Source organism: Halomonas sp. McH1-25, from assembly GCF_022348165.1.
Lineage (GTDB): Bacteria > Pseudomonadota > Gammaproteobacteria > Pseudomonadales > Halomonadaceae > Modicisalibacter.
The window spans coordinates 393,179-410,982 of the sequence record NZ_JAKRFI010000004.1; the positions used below are offsets into that span (position 1 = coordinate 393,179).

The 17,804-nt window shown below is 60.3% G+C and carries 23 protein-coding genes; 11 read left to right on the top strand and 12 right to left on the bottom strand.

Features of this window, described 5'->3' with window-relative positions; all coding sequences use genetic code 11:
• Nucleotides 1-12: 12 nt before the first annotated feature.
• Nucleotides 13-1,413 carry an ATP-dependent RNA helicase DbpA gene (gene dbpA, locus MHM84_RS13340; RefSeq protein ID WP_239266841.1) on the bottom strand — a complete coding sequence of 467 codons (1,401 nt, stop codon included), beginning with the start codon at nt 1,411-1,413 and terminating at the stop codon, nt 13-15.
• A 230-nt stretch (nt 1,414-1,643) separates the two neighbouring features.
• Between dbpA and MHM84_RS13345 the strand changes: the two genes are divergently transcribed.
• From MHM84_RS13345 to MHM84_RS13360, 4 genes are all read left to right on the top strand, one after another.
• Entirely contained in the window at nt 1,644-2,372 is a 729-nt protein-coding gene (locus MHM84_RS13345) for a YebC/PmpR family DNA-binding transcriptional regulator (protein WP_239266842.1), read from the top strand.
• 194 nt (nt 2,373-2,566) lie between these two features.
• Entirely contained in the window at nt 2,567-2,755 is a 189-nt protein-coding gene (locus tag MHM84_RS13350) for a DUF3008 family protein (RefSeq protein ID WP_239266843.1), read from the top strand.
• A gap of 278 nt (nt 2,756-3,033) precedes the next feature.
• The gene (locus MHM84_RS13355; protein WP_239266844.1) at nt 3,034-4,080 is read left to right on the top strand and encodes an aldo/keto reductase; all 1,047 of its coding nucleotides are present in this window, start codon (nt 3,034-3,036) and stop codon (nt 4,078-4,080) included.
• Between the two features lie 161 nt (nt 4,081-4,241).
• Nucleotides 4,242-4,853, top strand: a complete 612-nt coding sequence (locus MHM84_RS13360) for an rRNA adenine N-6-methyltransferase family protein (RefSeq protein WP_239266845.1) — start codon at nt 4,242-4,244, stop codon at nt 4,851-4,853.
• Nucleotides 4,854-4,968: 115 nt separating this feature from the next.
• On the opposite strand, the gene MHM84_RS13365 is transcribed toward MHM84_RS13360, so the two are convergent.
• The gene (locus tag MHM84_RS13365) at nt 4,969-5,460 is read right to left on the bottom strand and encodes a ferritin-like domain-containing protein (protein ID WP_239266846.1); all 492 of its coding nucleotides are present in this window, start codon (nt 5,458-5,460) and stop codon (nt 4,969-4,971) included.
• 343 nt (nt 5,461-5,803) lie between these two features.
• Here MHM84_RS13365 and MHM84_RS13370 point away from each other — a divergent pair, with 343 nt between their 5' ends.
• The 3 genes from MHM84_RS13370 to MHM84_RS13380 all read left to right on the top strand — a co-directional run bounded on the left by MHM84_RS13370 (nt 5,804) and on the right by MHM84_RS13380 (nt 7,678).
• Entirely contained in the window at nt 5,804-6,649 is an 846-nt protein-coding gene (locus MHM84_RS13370; protein WP_239266847.1) for an MBL fold metallo-hydrolase, read from the top strand.
• 264 nt (nt 6,650-6,913) lie between these two features.
• Complete coding sequence (locus MHM84_RS13375; RefSeq protein WP_239266848.1) at nt 6,914-7,201, top strand: hypothetical protein; 288 nt, start codon at nt 6,914-6,916, stop codon at nt 7,199-7,201.
• 168 nt (nt 7,202-7,369) lie between these two features.
• On the top strand, nt 7,370-7,678 hold the full coding sequence (locus tag MHM84_RS13380) for a hypothetical protein (RefSeq protein WP_239266849.1): 309 nt from the start codon (nt 7,370-7,372) through the stop codon (nt 7,676-7,678).
• 124 nt (nt 7,679-7,802) lie between these two features.
• On the opposite strand, the gene MHM84_RS13385 is transcribed toward MHM84_RS13380, so the two are convergent.
• Both MHM84_RS13385 and MHM84_RS13390 read right to left on the bottom strand, forming a co-directional pair.
• Nucleotides 7,803-8,312 carry a hypothetical protein gene (locus MHM84_RS13385; protein ID WP_239266850.1) on the bottom strand — a complete coding sequence of 170 codons (510 nt, stop codon included), beginning with the start codon at nt 8,310-8,312 and terminating at the stop codon, nt 7,803-7,805.
• Nucleotides 8,313-8,390: 78 nt separating this feature from the next.
• Complete coding sequence (locus MHM84_RS13390; protein WP_239266851.1) at nt 8,391-8,843, bottom strand: DUF2846 domain-containing protein; 453 nt, start codon at nt 8,841-8,843, stop codon at nt 8,391-8,393.
• A 217-nt stretch (nt 8,844-9,060) separates the two neighbouring features.
• Between MHM84_RS13390 and MHM84_RS13395 the strand changes: the two genes are divergently transcribed.
• Nucleotides 9,061-9,651, top strand: a complete 591-nt coding sequence (locus MHM84_RS13395) for an NAD(P)H-dependent oxidoreductase (RefSeq protein ID WP_239266852.1) — start codon at nt 9,061-9,063, stop codon at nt 9,649-9,651.
• 9 nt (nt 9,652-9,660) lie between these two features.
• On the opposite strand, the gene yghU is transcribed toward MHM84_RS13395, so the two are convergent.
• Nucleotides 9,661-10,539 carry a glutathione-dependent disulfide-bond oxidoreductase gene (gene yghU / locus MHM84_RS13400; RefSeq protein WP_239266853.1) on the bottom strand — a complete coding sequence of 293 codons (879 nt, stop codon included), beginning with the start codon at nt 10,537-10,539 and terminating at the stop codon, nt 9,661-9,663.
• Between the two features lie 95 nt (nt 10,540-10,634).
• Nucleotides 10,635-11,255 (bottom strand): NUDIX hydrolase N-terminal domain-containing protein, encoded by a 621-nt coding sequence (locus tag MHM84_RS13405; RefSeq protein ID WP_239266854.1) that lies wholly within the window; start codon nt 11,253-11,255, stop codon nt 10,635-10,637.
• Nucleotides 11,256-11,399: 144 nt separating this feature from the next.
• Here MHM84_RS13405 and MHM84_RS13410 point away from each other — a divergent pair, with 144 nt between their 5' ends.
• Nucleotides 11,400-11,951 carry a thioredoxin domain-containing protein gene (locus tag MHM84_RS13410; protein WP_239266855.1) on the top strand — a complete coding sequence of 184 codons (552 nt, stop codon included), beginning with the start codon at nt 11,400-11,402 and terminating at the stop codon, nt 11,949-11,951.
• Nucleotides 11,952-11,989: 38 nt separating this feature from the next.
• Here the strand turns inward: MHM84_RS13410 and MHM84_RS13415 are convergent, their stop codons facing one another.
• Complete coding sequence (locus tag MHM84_RS13415) at nt 11,990-12,844, bottom strand: helix-turn-helix transcriptional regulator (protein ID WP_239266856.1); 855 nt, start codon at nt 12,842-12,844, stop codon at nt 11,990-11,992.
• A 113-nt stretch (nt 12,845-12,957) separates the two neighbouring features.
• Between MHM84_RS13415 and MHM84_RS13420 the strand changes: the two genes are divergently transcribed.
• Nucleotides 12,958-14,130, top strand: coding sequence for an MFS transporter (locus tag MHM84_RS13420; protein WP_239266857.1), 1,173 nt, complete (start codon nt 12,958-12,960; stop codon nt 14,128-14,130).
• 187 nt (nt 14,131-14,317) lie between these two features.
• On the opposite strand, the gene MHM84_RS13425 is transcribed toward MHM84_RS13420, so the two are convergent.
• The 3 genes from MHM84_RS13425 to MHM84_RS13435 are packed head-to-tail and all read right to left on the bottom strand — an operon-like array spanning nt 14,318 to nt 16,299.
• A complete protein-coding gene (locus tag MHM84_RS13425) occupies nt 14,318-15,031 on the bottom strand; it encodes an Atu4866 domain-containing protein (RefSeq protein ID WP_239266858.1) in 714 nt (237 codons plus the stop codon).
• A gap of 8 nt (nt 15,032-15,039) precedes the next feature.
• Nucleotides 15,040-15,468 carry a VOC family protein gene (locus MHM84_RS13430; protein ID WP_239266859.1) on the bottom strand — a complete coding sequence of 143 codons (429 nt, stop codon included), beginning with the start codon at nt 15,466-15,468 and terminating at the stop codon, nt 15,040-15,042.
• Nucleotides 15,469-15,480: 12 nt separating this feature from the next.
• Complete coding sequence (locus MHM84_RS13435) at nt 15,481-16,299, bottom strand: helix-turn-helix transcriptional regulator (protein WP_239266860.1); 819 nt, start codon at nt 16,297-16,299, stop codon at nt 15,481-15,483.
• A gap of 97 nt (nt 16,300-16,396) precedes the next feature.
• On the opposite strand from MHM84_RS13435, the gene MHM84_RS13440 reads away from it, so the two are divergent.
• Nucleotides 16,397-16,648: a hypothetical protein gene (locus MHM84_RS13440; RefSeq protein WP_239266861.1), complete on the top strand. Its 252-nt coding sequence runs from the start codon at nt 16,397-16,399 to the stop codon at nt 16,646-16,648.
• Between the two features lie 68 nt (nt 16,649-16,716).
• Here MHM84_RS13440 and MHM84_RS13445 read toward each other — a convergent pair whose 3' ends face one another.
• A complete protein-coding gene (locus MHM84_RS13445) occupies nt 16,717-17,157 on the bottom strand; it encodes an N-acetyltransferase (RefSeq protein ID WP_239266862.1) in 441 nt (146 codons plus the stop codon).
• An 82-nt stretch (nt 17,158-17,239) separates the two neighbouring features.
• A complete protein-coding gene (locus MHM84_RS13450) occupies nt 17,240-17,626 on the bottom strand; it encodes an ester cyclase (RefSeq protein WP_239266863.1) in 387 nt (128 codons plus the stop codon).
• Nucleotides 17,627-17,804 lie beyond the last annotated feature (178 nt).

A 17,804-nucleotide genomic window follows, 5' to 3' on the forward strand; every position in this document is an offset into this window, starting at 1 on the left:
AGCACCTTGCAGTTACCGGTTCACACGACGCGCGCGAAACGACTTGCCTTTTAACTTTCCCGTTGCGAGCTTTTCAAGCGCTTCTTTGGCCACCTCACGTTCGACGGCCACATAAGCGCTGCGCTCCAGCACCTTGATCTTGCCGACCTGTGTCCCGGCGATGCTGCCGTCGCCGGTCAACGCACCGAGAATATCACCGGGGCGCAGCTTCTGCTTCCTGCCGCCATCGACCTGGAGTGTCGCCATGCGCGGCGCGGGCGGGCGCTTCTCGAGCAGGCTGGCCGACGGCAGCGGCGAGTCATCGATATCGCCCCCGACGTAATCCGCCAGACGCACCAAACGCATGCCTTCGTCAGGAGTGTATAGCGTGTACGCCGCACCCTGGCCACCGGCCCGGCCGGTGCGACCGATGCGGTGCACGTGCACCTCGGGATCCTGGGCGATGCGATAATTGAACACCGCGTCCAGCGATTCGATGTCCAGCCCACGCGCCGCTACATCGGTCGCCACCAGAATCGATGCACTCCGGTTGGCAAACAGGATCAACGTCCGGTCACGGTCACGCTGCTCCAGATCGCCATGCAGCGCCAGGGCACTGAAGCCATGTTGGCAGAGCGCGTCGGCGACCTCCTGCGTTTCCCGCTTGGTATTGCAGAACACGACGCTCGACGCTGGCGCATGCGCCAGCAGCAGCAGGCGCAGTGCCGTGAAGCGGGCGGCGTCGTCATCCACGCGAAAGAACGCCTGGCGGATGCTCTCGCTGCCATGGGTCGCCTCGACCTCGACACTCACCGGCGATTTCATCAGCCGCTCGGCGATGGGACGAATGCCCTCGGCATAGGTAGCGCTGAAGAGCAGCGTCTGGCGCGTCTTCGGAGTGCACGCCACGATGGCTTCCAGCGTGTCCTGAAAGCCCATGTCGAGCATGCGGTCGGCCTCGTCGAGCACCAGCGTGTCGAGCCCCGCCAGCTCCAAGGTGCCTTTGCGCAGATGCGCCTCCACCCGCCCGGGCGTACCGACGATCACGTGTGCGCCACTCGCCAGCGAATTCAACTGCGGCCCCATCGGTGCACCACCGCACAAGGTCAGCACCTTGACGTTCGGCAGTGCACGCGCCAGCCGACGCAGTTCGTCGGCGACCTGATCGGCCAGTTCCCGGGTCGGGCACAGCACCAGCGCCTGTACCTGGAAACGTGTCACATCGAGACGTGACAGCAGGCCGAGACCGAACGCGGCGGTCTTGCCCGAGCCGGTTTTGCCCTGGCCGATCACGTCGCGTCCATCGAGTATCAGGGGAAGGCTTTCCGCCTGGATCGGCGTCATGGTGCGATAGCCCAGGGACTCCAGCCCAGTCAGCAACTCGGATGGCAACGGCAAGGAGGCAAAGACCTCGGAGGGGATAGGTTCAGACAAGCTCAGATCCTGTAGGGGCGATAGGCAAAGCGGCGAGCTGGGACAAAGGGGAAGGGCCGAGACAACGATGCCGCCATGGTCGGGAAGCCAGTAAGACTACCAGAAACGCGCGGTAGCGTCTGTCATCCGTGCGTATCGGTGCAGGCTGGCCAGGACGGAAATAAACCTGCCACACTGGGCGGATGTTGAGTAAAATTCGCGCGTCGATGACAACCTGACAGGACAAAGACATGGGTAGGGCCTTCCAGAACCGCAAGGAATCCATGGCCAAGACGGCCGCCGCCAAGACCAAGGTATACAGCAAGTACGGTCGCGAGATTTACGTCTGCGCCAAGGCGGGCGGAGTCGACCCCAACGGTAACCTGGCACTGCGCGGGCTGATCGATCGCGCCAAGAAGGACCAGGTCCCCTCTCACGTGATCGATAAGGCGCTCGACAAGGCCAAGGGCGGTGGCGGCGAGGACTTCTCTCCGGCACGTTACGAAGGGTTCGGGCCCGGCAACTGCATGGTCATCGTGGAGTGCCTGACCGATAACCCCAACCGTACCTTCGGCGATGTACGCATGTGCTTCACCAAGACCAAGAGCAAGATCGGCACGCCGGGCAGCGTCAGTCACATGTTCGACCACAGCGCCATCCTTGCCTTCAATGGCGACGACGAGGAAGCCACGCTCGAAGCGCTGATGGAAGCCGATGTCGACGTTACCGACATCGAGAACGAGGACGGCCGGATTACCGTCTTCGCGCCGCATACCGAGTACGCCAAGGCCAAGCAGGCGCTGACCGACGCCTTCGGCGACATCGATTTCGAGATCGATGAGATCCAGTTCCTGCCGCAGACCACCACGCCGATCAGCGGTGACGACGTGGCGCTGTTCGAGAAACTTCTCGATATGCTCAACGAGCTCGACGACGTGCAGAACGTCTACCATAGCGCCGAGATCGAAGAGACGGCATAAGCTGGCAAGACTGGTATCCATCGGCCCGCCTTTGTGCGGGCCGATGCATTTGTCGCTATCGTCGGGCTCGCTTCGCTTGGCGCCTCTCCGCGGGACTGACTACGCTGGAAATGCGGGCAATGATCTGCCTGTAGTCAATGGCCCGATGGATCGGTGTCGCAGTCACGGCACCTCGTGAAACAGGAGGTTTGACGATGCCAGCGAAGTCCCAAGCGCAACAGATGGCGGCCGGCGCTGCCCTGTCCGCCAAGCGTGGCGAGAAGAAGGTCAGCGAGCTCGAAGGCGCGGCAAAATCCATGTACGACTCCATGGACGAGGAGGAACTGGAAAAGATGGCCTCCTCCTCGCAGAAGGACAAGCCTGAACACAATCGCAAGTCCTGAACCGGCATGTCTTGAGTCGCCTGCATCGAGTACATGAAAGGGCTGCATCGGCCACGGTGCGGCCCTTCTTCGTGGCTACGCGGTTGCAGCCAGATCGGCAAGCGTTGCGTAGGATCAGGCAAGGATCCGACAGGATTGCACTGGCTGGTTCCACGCCGAGCGACCCATACTGGTTGCGCACTCTCCCTCTCGATTTGCCAGCCTGTCACGGTATCCCCAGCCGGCATCGCCCGGATATGACCCGACACGCCGGCGCCATTCGCTCAGGAGTTTTACGCATGCGCTATACACGATTCGGCAATACCGGGCTGTTCGTCTCCGAGTTGTGCCTCGGCACCATGACCTTCGGCGGCCAAGGCGAACTGTGGAGCCAGATCGGCGACCTGCAACAAGCCGATGCCGACAAACTGATCGGTCGCGCCCTCGATGCCGGCATCAATTTCATCGATACCGCCGACGTCTATTCCGAGGGCCACTCCGAGATCATGACCGGCCAGGCCCTGAAGAATCTTCGGGTGCCACGCGACGAGGTGGTGGTCGCCACCAAGGTGTTCGGCCCGACCGGCCCCGGCGTGAACGCCCGCGGCCTGACCCGCTATCACATCATGGAAGGCGTCAAGGCCAGCCTGCGGCGTTTGCAACTCGATCACATCGATCTTTACCAGGTGCACGGCTTCGACCCGGCCACGCCGATCGAGGAGACCGTGCGCGCGTTGGATCTGCTCGTGCAGCACGGCCATGTGCGCTATGTCGGCGTCTCCAACTGGGCCGCCTGGCAGATCATGAAGGCGCTGGGCATCGCCGAACGCCACGGGCTGTCGCGCTTCGAGTCGCTACAGGCCTACTATACCGTGGCCGGACGCGACCTGGAACGCGAACTCATCCCGCTACTCAACAGCGAAAATCTCGGTCTGATGGTGTGGAGCCCGCTGGCCGGCGGCCTGCTCAGTGGCAAGTACAGTCGCGATGGCCAGGCCGAAGCCGGCAGCCGCCGCACCACGTTCGACTTCCCGCCGGTCGACGTCGAGCGCGCCTACGACTGCATCGACGTCATGCGCCGCATCGCCGATACCCACGGCGTCTCCGTGGCGCAGATCGCGTTGGCCTGGCTACTGCATCGGCCGGCCGTGACCAGCGTGATCGTCGGCGCCAAGCGAGTGGATCAGCTCGACGACAATATCGCCGCCAGCGACGTCCGACTGAGCGACGCGGAACTCACCGAGCTCGACACCGTCAGCGCCCTGCCGCCGGAGTATCCAGGCTGGATGCTGGAACGTCAGGGGGAGGCTCGCCGTCAGCAGATCGACGACGCGCACCGGCGGTAATCGTCATGAAGGCAGCGCGCCCGGCTCGTCACGACCGGGCGCTTCATGACAGGGCTCTTACGGTATCGTTACAGTTCTTCTACCGGCGCGCGTCTTTCCCTCCCTCGACCGGTAGGCTACCGTGAAGAAGTTGCCCTCCGTCCACTTGTCGAGCGATTTGCATGAATATCAACGAACAACCGCCCCGCCACGACACCAGCTCTCAGCTCTCTTCACGTCGCCAGATGGCGCTCTTCGCCAGCAATTTCTTCAAGCATCCCAAGATGCTCGGCTCGATCATTCCCAGTTCGCCTTTCCTGGTCCGGCGCATGCTGAACTGCGTCGACTGGCAGCGTGCCACTGTCCTGGTAGAGTACGGCCCGGGGGTAGGCACCTTCACCAAGGAAATCCTGCGCCAAATGCGACCCGACGCTGCGCTTATCGTGATCGAAACCAATGAGGACTTCGTCGACTATGTTCAGCGCGCCTATCCGGACCCACGGATGCAGGTCATCCATGGCTCGGCGGAGGATATCCAGACGATCCTTCAGGAACGGGGCTTCGGTGCAGTCGACTACGTTGTCTCGGGCATACCGCTCAGTACCCTACCCGTGGCGGTGAAAGACAATATCCTGCACGCCACGAAGCAGGCCATTTCTCCGGATGGGGCATTTTTGCTCTATCAGTTCTCGCCCAATATCATGCCTCACCTGAACAGGACCTTCTCGAAGGTGACGAAGAGCTTCGAACCCATGAACTTCCTACCGGCACACTTCTACCACTGCACGCCCTGAACAGGCCGGCGAATGCCGGGACGGGCCGAGAAGACCGGGAGAGAGCGACGGACGCAGATACATGCAGGGGCAGACCCTGATTGGGCCTGCCCCTGGAAAAACGCTCTAGATAACGTTAACCCGCTTTCTGATTGACGTCCTGCTTGGCCAGCTTGGTCAGTTTTTCATCGGTGGCCTTCTCCTCCTTGAGGGTCTCGGCCAGGATGTTCTTGGCTTCGGTGTAGCCCAGCTGTCCGGCCAAGGCAATGACCGTCCCGTAAGCGGCGATCTCGAAATGCTCGACCTTCTGGGCCGCGCCGATCAGGCCGGCATCCAGCACCGGGCCTTTCTCTCCCGAGTCGATCAGCTCTTGAGCCTCCTCGATCAGGCTCTCCATGGGATAGCTCTTGATGCGCTTGACGCGGATATCGGGAATGGTGTCCGCCGCCTGCTCGATGCGCTCCACCTGACCGCGCGTTTCTTCCAGGTGTTCCTTGAACGCCTCGGCCAGCTTGGGGTCGTCTGCGGCACGTGCCATCTTGGGAAGGGCACGGGTGATCTGCTTCTCTGCGCTGTTGATTTCGGAAAGCAGGCGCACGAACAAATCGTTAGGGGTCTTGATAACCATAAAATCGCTCCGTCTCGACAGTGAATCCATTTACTGATCAGGCGATGTCGCTTACTCAAGCTAGCAGGGGTTACTTGCCTGGCAAGCATCCGATAGCGGTGATTTTCGCTCTTGTCACCAAACGATACATCGGGAAACCTTAAGCGCGGCTTTCTGACCTTCTCTAAAGCAACGTTGCCGAGGCCACGACCGGGAAACGCTCGCTCACACAATAATGTCCTTTTTACACCCCGTTCTTCCTATGCAGGGTTAGCCCACTGACTAGACTCAGAAAAATTCCCTTTCGTTGTGGCACGACCCACGCCGGATGCGTGGTAATGAAACCTATCAGGGAGGAATTCTCATGGCCGACAATCCGTTGCGCCACAAACACATGCCAATGACGTCCATCAGGAGCGGCGATCTCTTTGAGGTGCTACCCGACGTGGCCGGATTGACGGTGCAAATCGTCAACGTCTACTTCGTGGGCCATCCGGAAAGCGACGACTGGGTGCTGGTCGATGCAGGCATGCCCGACTCCCAGGAAGAGATCATCGACGCCGCCATGCAGCGCTTTGGCAAGGATGCGCGGCCCAAGGCCATTCTATTGACCCACGGCCACTTCGATCATGTCGGCTCGGCGGTGGAGCTGGCGGAACACTGGGGCGTGCCGATCTATGCGCACCCTCAGGAGATGCCCTACCTGACCGGCGAGGAAAGCTATCCCTATCCCGACACCGACGTCGAAGGCGGGCTGATTGCCAAATTGTCGGGGTACTTCCCGAATGCCCCGGTCAACCTGCGCCCGTTCATCCATCTGCTACCCGAAGACGGTCGCGTTCCCGAATTGCCGGGGTGGCGCTGGGTGGCGACGCCGGGGCATACCCCGGGGCACGTTTCGTTCTTCCGCGACGAGGATCGCGCCATGCTCGTCGGCGATGCCTTCGTGACCGTGCGCCAGGATAAGCTCTACCAGGTCATGACCCAACACAAGGAGATCAGTGGGCCGCCGCGCTACTTCACGCCCGACTGGGACGATGCCCGCGAATCCGTCAAGCGCCTGTCAGCGCTCAAGCCCAGCGTGGCCATGACCGGTCACGGTCGTCCCATGTCCGGCGATGAACTCGAGAAGGGGCTGGAAACATTGGCCTTGAACTTCGACAAGCTGGCCTTGCCGTCGCATGGCAATAGCGTCGACGACACACACTGAACGTAAGCGACATGCCGGCCTTTTCCGGCGTGTCGCGCTCAGCGTTGCCGGGTCTTTCCAGGCGGTAATTTCCCTATTGCGACCTTCCGCGAACGCGCTATCTTCTAGGTAATCTCCCTCCTCATAACAAGACATTCGCCGCCACGCCCACCGACCCGCTGTCCCTGCGGCAGCCATTTCCACGTATATGCTCCCGCCTTGGCCGGACGTCCTCTCAATATCCGGCAAAGACGTCGGATCTCGTTCGGGCAAGGAGTTCGTACCATGGACACCGCGGTTACCTTCGCGTCGCTGGCCGACGCTCTTGTCTGCCCCACCCAACCAAGCACGCCGGCCAACCTGACTCTTGATCCTGCCCTGGCTCAACGGTTGTCGAATGCCAAGCTACGCCTCGATCGCCTGGAGCAGGACCGGGCCTCACGGGACTTGAGCGCCCTGATGGCTGCGCGGGTGGAATTTGCCTTGGCCTCCCGGGCCCTGGCCGACCATCTCATCGCCCAGCAGTCCCTGACTGCACCCAGCCGTGACCGAAGCGACAGCCTCTTTGCCTGAAGGGCGGAGTGAGTCATAACCTACAGGCTACGCCGCACCAACCGACTGTTACGCCCCCCCTCCTGTGCTGGCGCGAAAAAATCGGTATGCTGATATAGCGACATCGTTATTACGGAGTGGAAAGCACGCACGATCACTGACTATTGCAAACCAGCGCAGGAGGTTCTCATGAAGGTCTACAAACCTGAATGGCGGTGCACGTTTAACGTGAACGAAGGCGCAGAGGAATCAGCCAGCTGGAAGGAGCGTGTCGCTTGGCGGCTGCGTGAGTTCGCAGACAAGCTCGACGGCGGCGGACGCACCCTGAAAATCGACTGCGATGTCACGCCGGCGGTGAGCCGTGAAGACATTGACACCTGTCTTGGCAAGGGTTTCGAGGTGACCCAGGGCCTCCTCACCCAACTCGCCCACCAAGCGGCGTGCGAGGATGTCATGCGCGATGCCAAGGCGGACCTGTTCGAGGAAGAGCGAGAGTAAGTGTCACGTGAGCTACCGTAGTAAAAGCACAACGCCCCATAAGACGCGATCCTATGGGGCGTTTGCATGAGAGCGTCTCATGCACTTACCTGGATTGAGGCTGGCCGTCCTGATCTGACTATAGTCAGTCGCTACGATAGGTCACACCATAGAACACTTCTTTTTCGAGGTGATCACTGAATCCTGTATTTTTCACATGAATCTGGCGAGGAGAACAGAAGAAGTCGACCTTACGGATATTAATCATGTCCTCATGCCAGTTGGAATAGATTAACAAACCTTCGATTTCTTCAATCATGCGACGATCAAAACATACTTCATTGAAGTCCGGCACCCCTAGAGAAATACCGAAGTTCAGGTCCGGATGCCTTCGTTTTAGTTCTGCAAGACGTTCAACATGGTCGCCTTGCCTATGTCGCAACGATGCACTCTGGTCATACACCATGCCAATGTAATAAGCGTACCAGGCTCCCCGGCACCGGGCCGTGATCGCATAAAAGTAGGCTTCATCATCTTCTGCGACGTGGTTCGAAAACAGCACGTCGTGCATGGCGGGTGCCGTCCAACGAATGCTTACCTTAAGATCGACGTAATCCGGCCATGCGACATAAAACGTTTTTTCTTCAAACTTCAATGGTTACTCTCCGCTCCACTTGGACACTGGCTTGTACATCTTTGGCAAACGATGCAGGCATGCCTAAATGCTGAACGGCTACTGTGAGGCAGCCAGCCGGCAGCATTCACGCACAGCACTCATGCCTGTCGTTTCGTCGATCATTTTCAATCCTGCCCCGCCGACAAACACTCCCATTTTCATGTACTGCTCAACAAAATAATTCTTGTCGGCATCCGCCTCGAAAGACAGCAAATTGTCACTGAACTCGGACTCGGTCGCCAACGTGTGTTTGCCCGGTGAAATCACTTTATAGAAATAGATACCATTGGCCGTTTCGCCCAATGTCTTACCATCCAGAGCCACCGTCTTTTTAAGCGCCTGTCCCATGAAGCTGTCACGATAAACATATAGCCCAGCCATATTCTCTGGTGGTGCAGGAAATTGCTTCAACGCCAAATCTTCTTCCGAAGGTCCCATCGGCACTGAGGCACATCCCGATACGCCCAGTGTCAGCAGCAACATTACCCCGGCAATTACATTCCTGAACATGTCAAGCTCCCTATTCGCTCGTTTGGCTATTGATGCGAGGCGCACCCTACCGATGTGCCGCCAAGAACGTATCGGCAATGGCGACAGCTTATTTAGAAAACTCCGAAAAATAGTGGCGAACCTCGACTTTTATAGCTTCGTGGAACCAGCGACTTTGAAGAGCTAATCTCACAATAAGAGTCCATCCACCATCCCAACCACAAACAGGTAACCTGCCATGGCCGACCAGATCCTGGTGTTCTATGGGTCGTATCGTTCCGACCGTAACGGCATCCGTCTTGCCGACTACGTAGTGCGTACCTTGCAGTCTCGTGGAGTCGAGGCGGAATTGATCGACGCCAAGCAGGTCGATTTGCCGATGCTGGACCGGATGTACAAGGAATACCCGGAGGGCGAAGCGCCAGAGGCGATGGAGACGTTGGCGGGAAAGATTCGCGAGGCGGACGGCTTCGTATTCGTTACCGGCGAATATAACTGGGGCATGCAGCCGGGCCTGAAGAACCTGACCGATCACTTCCTGGAAGAGTGGTTCTGGCGACCGGCCGGGATCGTCAGCTATTCGGCCGGTCGTTTGGGCGGTGCGCGTGCCGGCTTGCTATGGCACGGCACACTGGCCGAGATGGGCATGGTCGTCATCTCCAGTTCGGTGACCGTCGGTCCGATCACCAAGACCCTGGATGCCGATGGCCAACCCATCGGCGATGCCGGTCAGTCGCTGGAAAAATCCTTCGCGCGTTTTGCGGATGACTTGGCCTGGTGGACGCAAGCGGCGAAACAACAGCGGCAGCGCACGCCACCGCCGTTCTGATCCAGCTCTCTAGTCCTTGGCTTCGAGCTTGTCCTGCGTTCTCAGCCTGAAGTCGCTGGCATCGTGGCGCTCGTGCAGCTGTTCCTCGAGCGGGCCGAAGGTGCGGTTGACCATATAGCCACGCCTCACTGCCGGGCGTGCGTCGATCTCCTTGGCCCAGCGCTGCACATGCTCGTAGGACTCGACCTGTAAAAACTCGCCGGCCTCGTAGAGCCGCCCCAGCACCAGTTGTCCGTACCATGGCCAATTGGCGATATCCGCGATGGTGTATTCGTTCCCGCCCAAATAGCGCGACTCGGCCAGGCGACGATTGAGCACGTCGAGCTGGCGTTTGACCTCCATGGTGTAACGGTCGATGGCGTACTCGATCTTGGTCGGTGCATAGGTGTAGAAATGACCGAAACCACCACCGAGGAATGGCGCACTGCCCATCTGCCAGAACAGCCAGTTGAGCGCCTCGGTACGTGCGACGTAATCTTCGGGCTCGGGCAGCAAGGTACCGAACTTGTCGGCGAGATAGAGCAGGATCGCCCCGGACTCGAACACCCGCGTGGGCTCGGGCGTGCTGTAGTCCATCAATGCCGGGATCTTGGAATTCGGATTGACCTTGACGAAGCCGCTGCCGAACTGGTCGCCGTCCCCGATCTGGATCGGCCAGGCATCGTATTCGGCGTCGAAGTCCTGCGCCAGCAGCTCCTCGAACATGATGCCGACCTTGACGCCGTTAGGCGTGGCCAGCGAGTAGAGCTGGAATGGGTGTTTGCCGACCGGCAATTCCTTATCATGCGTCGGCCCGGCAATGGGGCGATTGACGCTTGCAAAATGGCCGCCGCTTTCCTTGTCCCAGGTCCAGACCGTCGGTGGGGTATAGTCGTTATCCTGACTCATGCAATCTCCTTGCTAAGGTTGACCGGTTCACGCATCAAAATAGCCCAGGAACCCACCCCCTTCGACCATAAACCGCTCGATAACGCCGAGCGCATTCAATCACTGTAGATACCTGGCGCGCTGGAGCAATGAAATTCCCAGCACTGATGGATATCCTCGGCCAGGGTGCGCCCTTCGGAGAGCGGCGGCAGGTCGTCGAGATCGAAGAAATCGGCAGCATCGGTCTCGTTGTTGGCGACGAACTCGCCGCCCTCGTGGTCGCACAGGTAGAACAGCTTGTAAATGTGATCCGGCGATACCGGCGTGTAGGGATGCAGGCTGCGATCCTTGAGCATCGCCAGGCGTGGGTTGCTGGCGCGATGGCCCGACTCTTCGACGATTTCGCGCAGCACGCAGGACGACGGCCCTTCGTTGACGTCCGCCCAGCCGCCGGGCAACGCCCAGCGGCCATCCTTGATCTCGCGCACCAGCAGCACTTGGCCCCGCTCGAATACCGCCCCGCGTACATCCACCTTGGGCGTGGCGTAGCCCGCATCGGGAATGATGAAATTCTCGACCCGGTCGATGGGCACGTCGGCCAGCACCGCAAACATCCGGTTGGTCAGCACCTCGAGCTGGCGGTAACGCTCGAGCTCGTACTTATTGTCGGTGTAGGTTTGCCCCGTCTGCGCAATGGAGCGAAGCTGCTTGGCGAAGGCGACCCAATCGTGTGGCATGAACTGTTTTCCTCGCTGATACACGGTCTGGTAAAAAACCTTGGCACATCTTCCCCGCTCGTGCACTGCGCCCGAGACAAGCCCCGCCCCCTCTCTGCTACGGTTAGTGATGTATTCAACAGTGCGTGAGATAAGGAGGTCACCATGGCCAGCGACTGGCATGCCGATCCGCTCGTGTGGGGCAACGGCCCGCATCTCTTCGAAGTCTTTCTGGAGCCGACCTGCCCGTTCTCGGTGAAGACGTTCGACAAGCTGGACGACTTCCTGGACCAGGCCGGAGCGTCCAGCGTACGCGTAAAGCTCTGGTTCAACCCCCAGCCCTGGCACCTCCTCTCCCCCATCGTTACCCGTGCCATCGTCGCCGCCTCGACACTCGACGGCGGCAAGGAGACGGCAAAGAAAGTCATGGCTGCCGTGGCCGCCCATCGCGATGAATTCGTCTTCGAGAACCACTGCACCGGGCCGAATCGCGACGCGACGCCCAACGACATTCTCAAGCGACTGGAAGCATACAGCGGCATCGCTCTCACCCAGGCCTTCGAGATTCCCGACCTCGATAACGCCGTGAAACGTCATGCCAAGTATGCCCGTCAGAACGGCATCCACAGCACGCCGACCTTCATGGTCGACGGTCTGGTGGACCAGAGCATGAGCAGCGACGATGACGTGAGCGAGTGGGTAAAGCGCTTTCGGTGACAGCAGCTTGCCAACGCTGCGTCACTTCATGAATGACGTCATGACGGCGTTTGTCTGCTGGCTGCTTCGCCGTTCACCCAGCGGGCGAAGGCGGAGGCCTGGGGGTCCGTTTCCTGAACGGCATACACCACCAGGCGTAGATGACGGCTCTCGTCGACGATCAGGCTGGTGTGCTCGAAGCCGACTGCACCTAGCCCGTCGATATCGAGCGTCCTGACACCCTGGCAGGGCGCGTGAACGTCGTGTTGATGCCACCACTGCCTGAATTCCGGCGCGACCTTCTTGAGTTCTTCGACCAGGGAGCCGATCGCCGGATCGCCATCGGCGCGGGCATAGTCGCGCCGGAAACTGGAGAGAATGCGCGGGGCCTGAGCCGACCAATCGGCGATCACCCGGCGCAACGCGGGTTCGGCGAACAGCATCCACAGCAGGTTGCGATACGCTGCCGGTTGCGCCGCGAAATCGAATATACGGTCCGCCGCGCCGTTCCAGGCCAGCACGTCCCAGCGCAGATTCAATACGTAACTGGGCCGCGTCGACAGATCGTCCATCAGGCGTCTCACCAACGGCGGCACCTGGCACCACGTCTTGCCCGGCTCGATGGGCGGGCGCTGATGGGTCAGCATGAACAGATGACGCCGCTCCGCCGCATCCAGCTTCAACGCCTTGGCCAGGTTGTCCAGGAAAGTGGACGACACGCCAATCTCGCGCCCCTGCTCCAGCCAGGTGTACCAGGTCAGCCCGACACCCGCGAGCGCTGCGACCTCCTCGCGCCGTAGCCCCGGCGTGCGCCGGCGTGTGCCCATGGGGAGCCCGACCTCTTCCGGCGAGATTCGCTCGCGCCGGGTGCGTAGAAATTCGCCGAGTTCGTGCCGTGTCCGCTCGAGAGCCATGCTGTTGCCTTTAGTAATAGCATAAACGGTTAAATTGTAACCCTTTAAGCCTAACAGCAAACTGCCCGTACTTTCCGTTCCACCGCACCTTTTACCGAAAAGGAAACGTACGCATGGCACACGTATCACGCAGCACGACCTCTCTCATCGCCACCGGCGCCTTCGCGCTGGGAATGGCGTCCTACGTGACCGCCGGCCTGATCCCGATGATCCAGGCCGAGTTTGCGGTTTCCGTCTCCGTGGCCGCGCAACTCGTCACGGCATTCACCCTGGCCTACGGGCTAGGATCGCCCCTGTGTGTCGCCCTGCTGCCCGCCCATCGCCAGCGTGGTGGCCTGTTCGCCATGCTGGGCCTGTTCGTGGTCGCCAACGCGACCAGCGCCATGGCGACGGATATCGTGACCCTGATAGCCTTGCGCGTTGTCGCCGGAATGGCGGCGGGCACCTATCTGGCGATAGGCATTGCGGCGGCCGTCGGCGTGTCACCGGATGGGCAACGCGGCAAGGCCATTTCGATCATCATGGGCGGCATGGCGAGCGGCACTGTCCTCGGCGTGCCGTTCAGCCTATTGCTCGCGGAGCGTTGGGGGTGGCAAGCGGCCCTGTGGCTGATTGCGGCGATAGGGCTTATCGCGCTCGTCGGTCTGATGTACCGGCTCCCGCCGCTACCCACAACGCCGACAGTGCCTGTGCACAAGAAGCTGGCCATCCTGGCCGACCGTCACGTCATCGGCCTGCTTTCGATCTCGCTGCTGGCCGCCATTGCCAGCCTGGGCATGTACACCTTCATCGCCCCGCTGGTGACGGCTCATGGTGATCTGCCGGTGACCGCATTCCTGTGGGTCTGGGGTGTCGGCGGAGTGCTCGGCAGCTTCCTGATCGGGACGTTGATGGATCGCTTCCAGGGGCACACCTTGATCTTCGCCATCCTGCTACTGCTGGGCGTTGCGCTGATCTCCCTGCCGTTTCTCATCGCTCTAGATGCTTGGTTCGCGCTTGTTCCCATCGCGCTCTGGGGCGCCGTGGGATGGGCGCTTCAGGTTCCGCAGAACAACGAACTGATGAAAGCGCGAGACCGCCATGGCGACGGCAACCTGGCGGTGGCGCTGAATGAATCGGCGCTTTATCTGGGCAGTGCCATGGGCGCCTCGATCGGCGGTCTGGTCCTGGCCTTGCATGTGCCGGTCGACATGCTGTCGATTGGCGCAGGATGCATCGCCCTGCTGGGAATCGGCGTACAAGGCTTGTACCTGCGCACATCGGTACGGCGCGCCGTATCTCACTGAGCGCAGGGATCGACAACACGCCCAGAGATAGAACGGACCAGGCATTCATTCCCTCAAGCTGCGCTCGAAGAAATTTATCAGGTGGGCGTGGTGCTCATTCTCGGCCTCGCTGCGGGGGATATGGTCCTCGCTCTCGTAGTAAGGAACGGTGCCTGCCTTAGGCTGATTCAAATAGCGCGATCCGGTTTCAGTCAGCCCCTTGGCGGTACAGCACCATCCCGCCATGATGCAGCACCCCATCGATGAAGTCGCCATCGGCGGTAAAGCCGGTATCGTCCCAATACTCGATATGGTGACCGGTAACCTCATAGCGCCCTTGATAGGCGCTCTCGCGATTGCCACGCGCTTCGTCGTAACGACCATTCGGCAGTAGTTCATGGCGCACGTGGCCATCTGCCGTGGCCCACATGCCGACATAGGGATGATCTGTCATTGCCGGACCTCCTTCATGGTTCGTCTGATTTGCCGCGTACGCATCGAAACTGGCCTCGACCATGTCCACCGGTTGATCGTCCAGGGTCAGATCGAGTTCGATATCGGGATAGGCTTCGGCGAATGCCGCCAGCAGCGGCTCTAGATAAAGCTGATATCCCACCCGGAAGGCATGAATCCGCAACCGGCCGCGGGGGCGCTCGCCCAATTCCACGGCATCGGTAACCGCAGCCTCGACCTCGCTCATCGCCGGGCCAAGCCGTTGCAGCAACCGCTCGCCGGCCTGAGTCAGCGCCACCCGGCGCGTCGTCCGGTTGAATAACCGTACTTCCAGACGTGACTCGAGCCCCTTGATCGTCTGGCTCAGCGCCGAGGGGGATACCTGCAACGCCTCCGCCGCACGCACGAAACTGCCCTGCTCGGCCACGGCGAGAAAGGCCTGGAGTTCGGCGAATTCACTCCCGCGCATCGTCAGCACTACCCGCCCAATGTCGTCCTGCCCTCGGCATCGATGGGGAAATAGGGATTGTGAGCCACCTCCCAGATATGCCCATCGGGGTCGGCGAAGTAGCCGACGTAGCCACCCCAAGTGGTTGCCTGGGCGGGCTTCACCAGACGACTACCGGCCTGCTTCGCCTCACTCAACACGACGTCCGCTTCCTCGCGACTGCGCGCATTGTAGGCAAGAGTGATACCTCCGAACCCGTCACCGTTGTCGCTAATCCCGATATCCTTCACCATGGCGTTGCGATGGTAGAGCGACAGGATCAGGCCGTTGAGCTGAAAGAACACCACCTCGTTCTCGACGGCCTGCCCAACCCGCCAACCCAGCCCCGTTTCGTAAAACTGGCGTGACCGCGCCAGATCGTCCACGCCTAGCGTGATCAGACTCATGCGCTGTTCCATGGAACTCCCTCGCTATTCGGGGCCAGCCTGAATCCTAGGCCGGCGGTCAAGGTCTGTTATAGTCATAGTATATTGCTTCGGCGTGGCTCCGAACGTACGCCGAAACAGTGCGATGAAAGCACTGGCATTCTCGTAACCCAGTTCCAGCGCCACCCGTGTCACCGCATGGCCTGCCGCCAGCATTTCCAGCGCACGCAGCAAACGCACCCGCTGTCGCCACTCAGTCAGGGTAAATCCCGTCTCGCTAACGAAGCGTCGCGACAGCGTGCGTGGCGCCATGCCCACCCAAGCGGCCCACTCCTGCAGTCGCAGGGTGTCGTCTGGCCGTTCCGATAGTGCCCGAGCCACCTTCAGCACTCGCGGGTCTTTCGGCATCGGCAGTCCCAGCGCTTCATGGGGCAACGTGCGGATTTCATCCAGGAGCGCTTCGGCCAGTCGATGCTGCGCAGCATTCGGATTTTCTTCCGAGACCTGCACCAGTCGTGCCACCACTTCGCCCAGCAGGCCCGAGACGCCAAGCGTACAGGGCCGGTCGGGCAAATCAGTGCAGGCCGAAGGCACGACATAGGCGCTCCATCCCGAAAACGCACCATGGGAACGCAGGCCATGCACGACACCGGGCGGCACCCATACGGCATGCGTTGCCGGGACCACCCACTGACCACTATCGGTATCGACCGACACCAGGCCATTCAAGGAGCCCAGGAGTTGCCCACGGGCATGACAATGCCGCTGTGTCGTGCGAAGCGTCTCGGAGTGCAGCACGGTTGCGACGACCAGCGGCCCTTCGCTAGACGAGGCTATGGCATGGGCAACCAGAGGAGACGACATATAATGGCCTCATTGCGCTATCAGTTGTCTTTTATAGCGCAATAATGCCGACCGCATGAGCGTAGAGTGACCTTGCCATCTCAACGAGGACCTACCCATGCGAGCTGAAGACATCCTTCCCGACCACATGAACCAGATCGAACGCGACGGCATCGTCATTCGCAAAGGCAACGTCGGCGCTTTTCTCATCAACGCCAAACGTTGGTGCGATCCAACGACCCCGCCCGACGAGCGGACAACGCTGGAACGCGACATACTCGAGGCGTTGCCCGTACTGCGTGCCCTGGGTCTGTTCGAGGTGCTGACCGTGCGCGACCCGGCACTGCAGCAACTGATCGAGTCGTACTAGGCTCGGCAGCGGGCCGTCGGCACGACGGGGGCGGCGGCCCGCAATACGCGAGAGTGTAAACTCGAATCTCAGCCAAAGCGCATGAGCCATTCCGGCTCCCCGGTATGCGTATCCTCGCTCTCGCCCACGATGACGAATCCGTTCGTCTCGTAGAAACGCACGGCCCGAGCGTTCTTGCGATAGACATGCAGCTCAAGCATGGGCCGCAGCGACTTGGCGTGGTCCAGCAGCGCCCGGCCAATGCCCCGGCTCTGGCTCATGGGCATCACGAACAGGGCGGCCAGCGCCGTCTCATGCAACGAGACGAACCCCTTTATATCGCCGTCTTGCTCGTAGACGTAGTTTTCGGCAGCCGGCAAGTAGGCTTCCTGCATGGCCGACCGTTGGGAATGCCAGAACGAATCAGGCACGAAATCGTGGGCTTCACATGAGGCTTCCAGCCAGACGGAGGCCATGGCCGGTATATCACGGGACGTGCCTAGCCGGATCCTGCAACGACGATCAGTCATTTTCGTGTTTTCTAATGGAATGGAGTCCGCACGATCTTGGCTGATCGGCGCAACGCGCACAAGCGAGGGAGGCAGAACACCCTCATAGCTGAGCCTCGATTGCCAGTTTATCGATAATCGACCATACCTGAACGATCTTTCCGTTCTTGAACGTATAGAAAACGTTCTCGGTGAAGCGCACTTTCCTGCCATTCACCGGCAGGCCAAGAAAGCTTCCTTGGGGCGTACAGTGAAAGCCCAAACGGCTCGCGACGCCTTGCAAGTCGGCAATCAATAGCTGAATCTCGAAATACAGATCCGGTATGGCGTCGAAATCCTTCTCCAGCATCTCGCGATAACCCGAAAGGCCAATCGCCCGACCATTGTGGTGCACGTCGTCATCGACGAACGCGCTTAGATTCGGCCAGTCCTGCCTGTTGAGACAAGCGATGTAGTCCCGGTAGATCGTGGAAAGCGTTTCTTCAGCCATGCCTGTTATCCCATTTGTGGAAGCGGAAATTCACATTCCACCTTATGGCACACTTATCCGCCAGCCACTCCGTTAGTCTGAAAGCGAGTTGCCAACCATCGCTGACGAACAATTGCCTCGCGGCATGGCAATCGCCCGATGTCCTCACAGGCGTGATTAAAAGCTCTGCCAAAGGCTG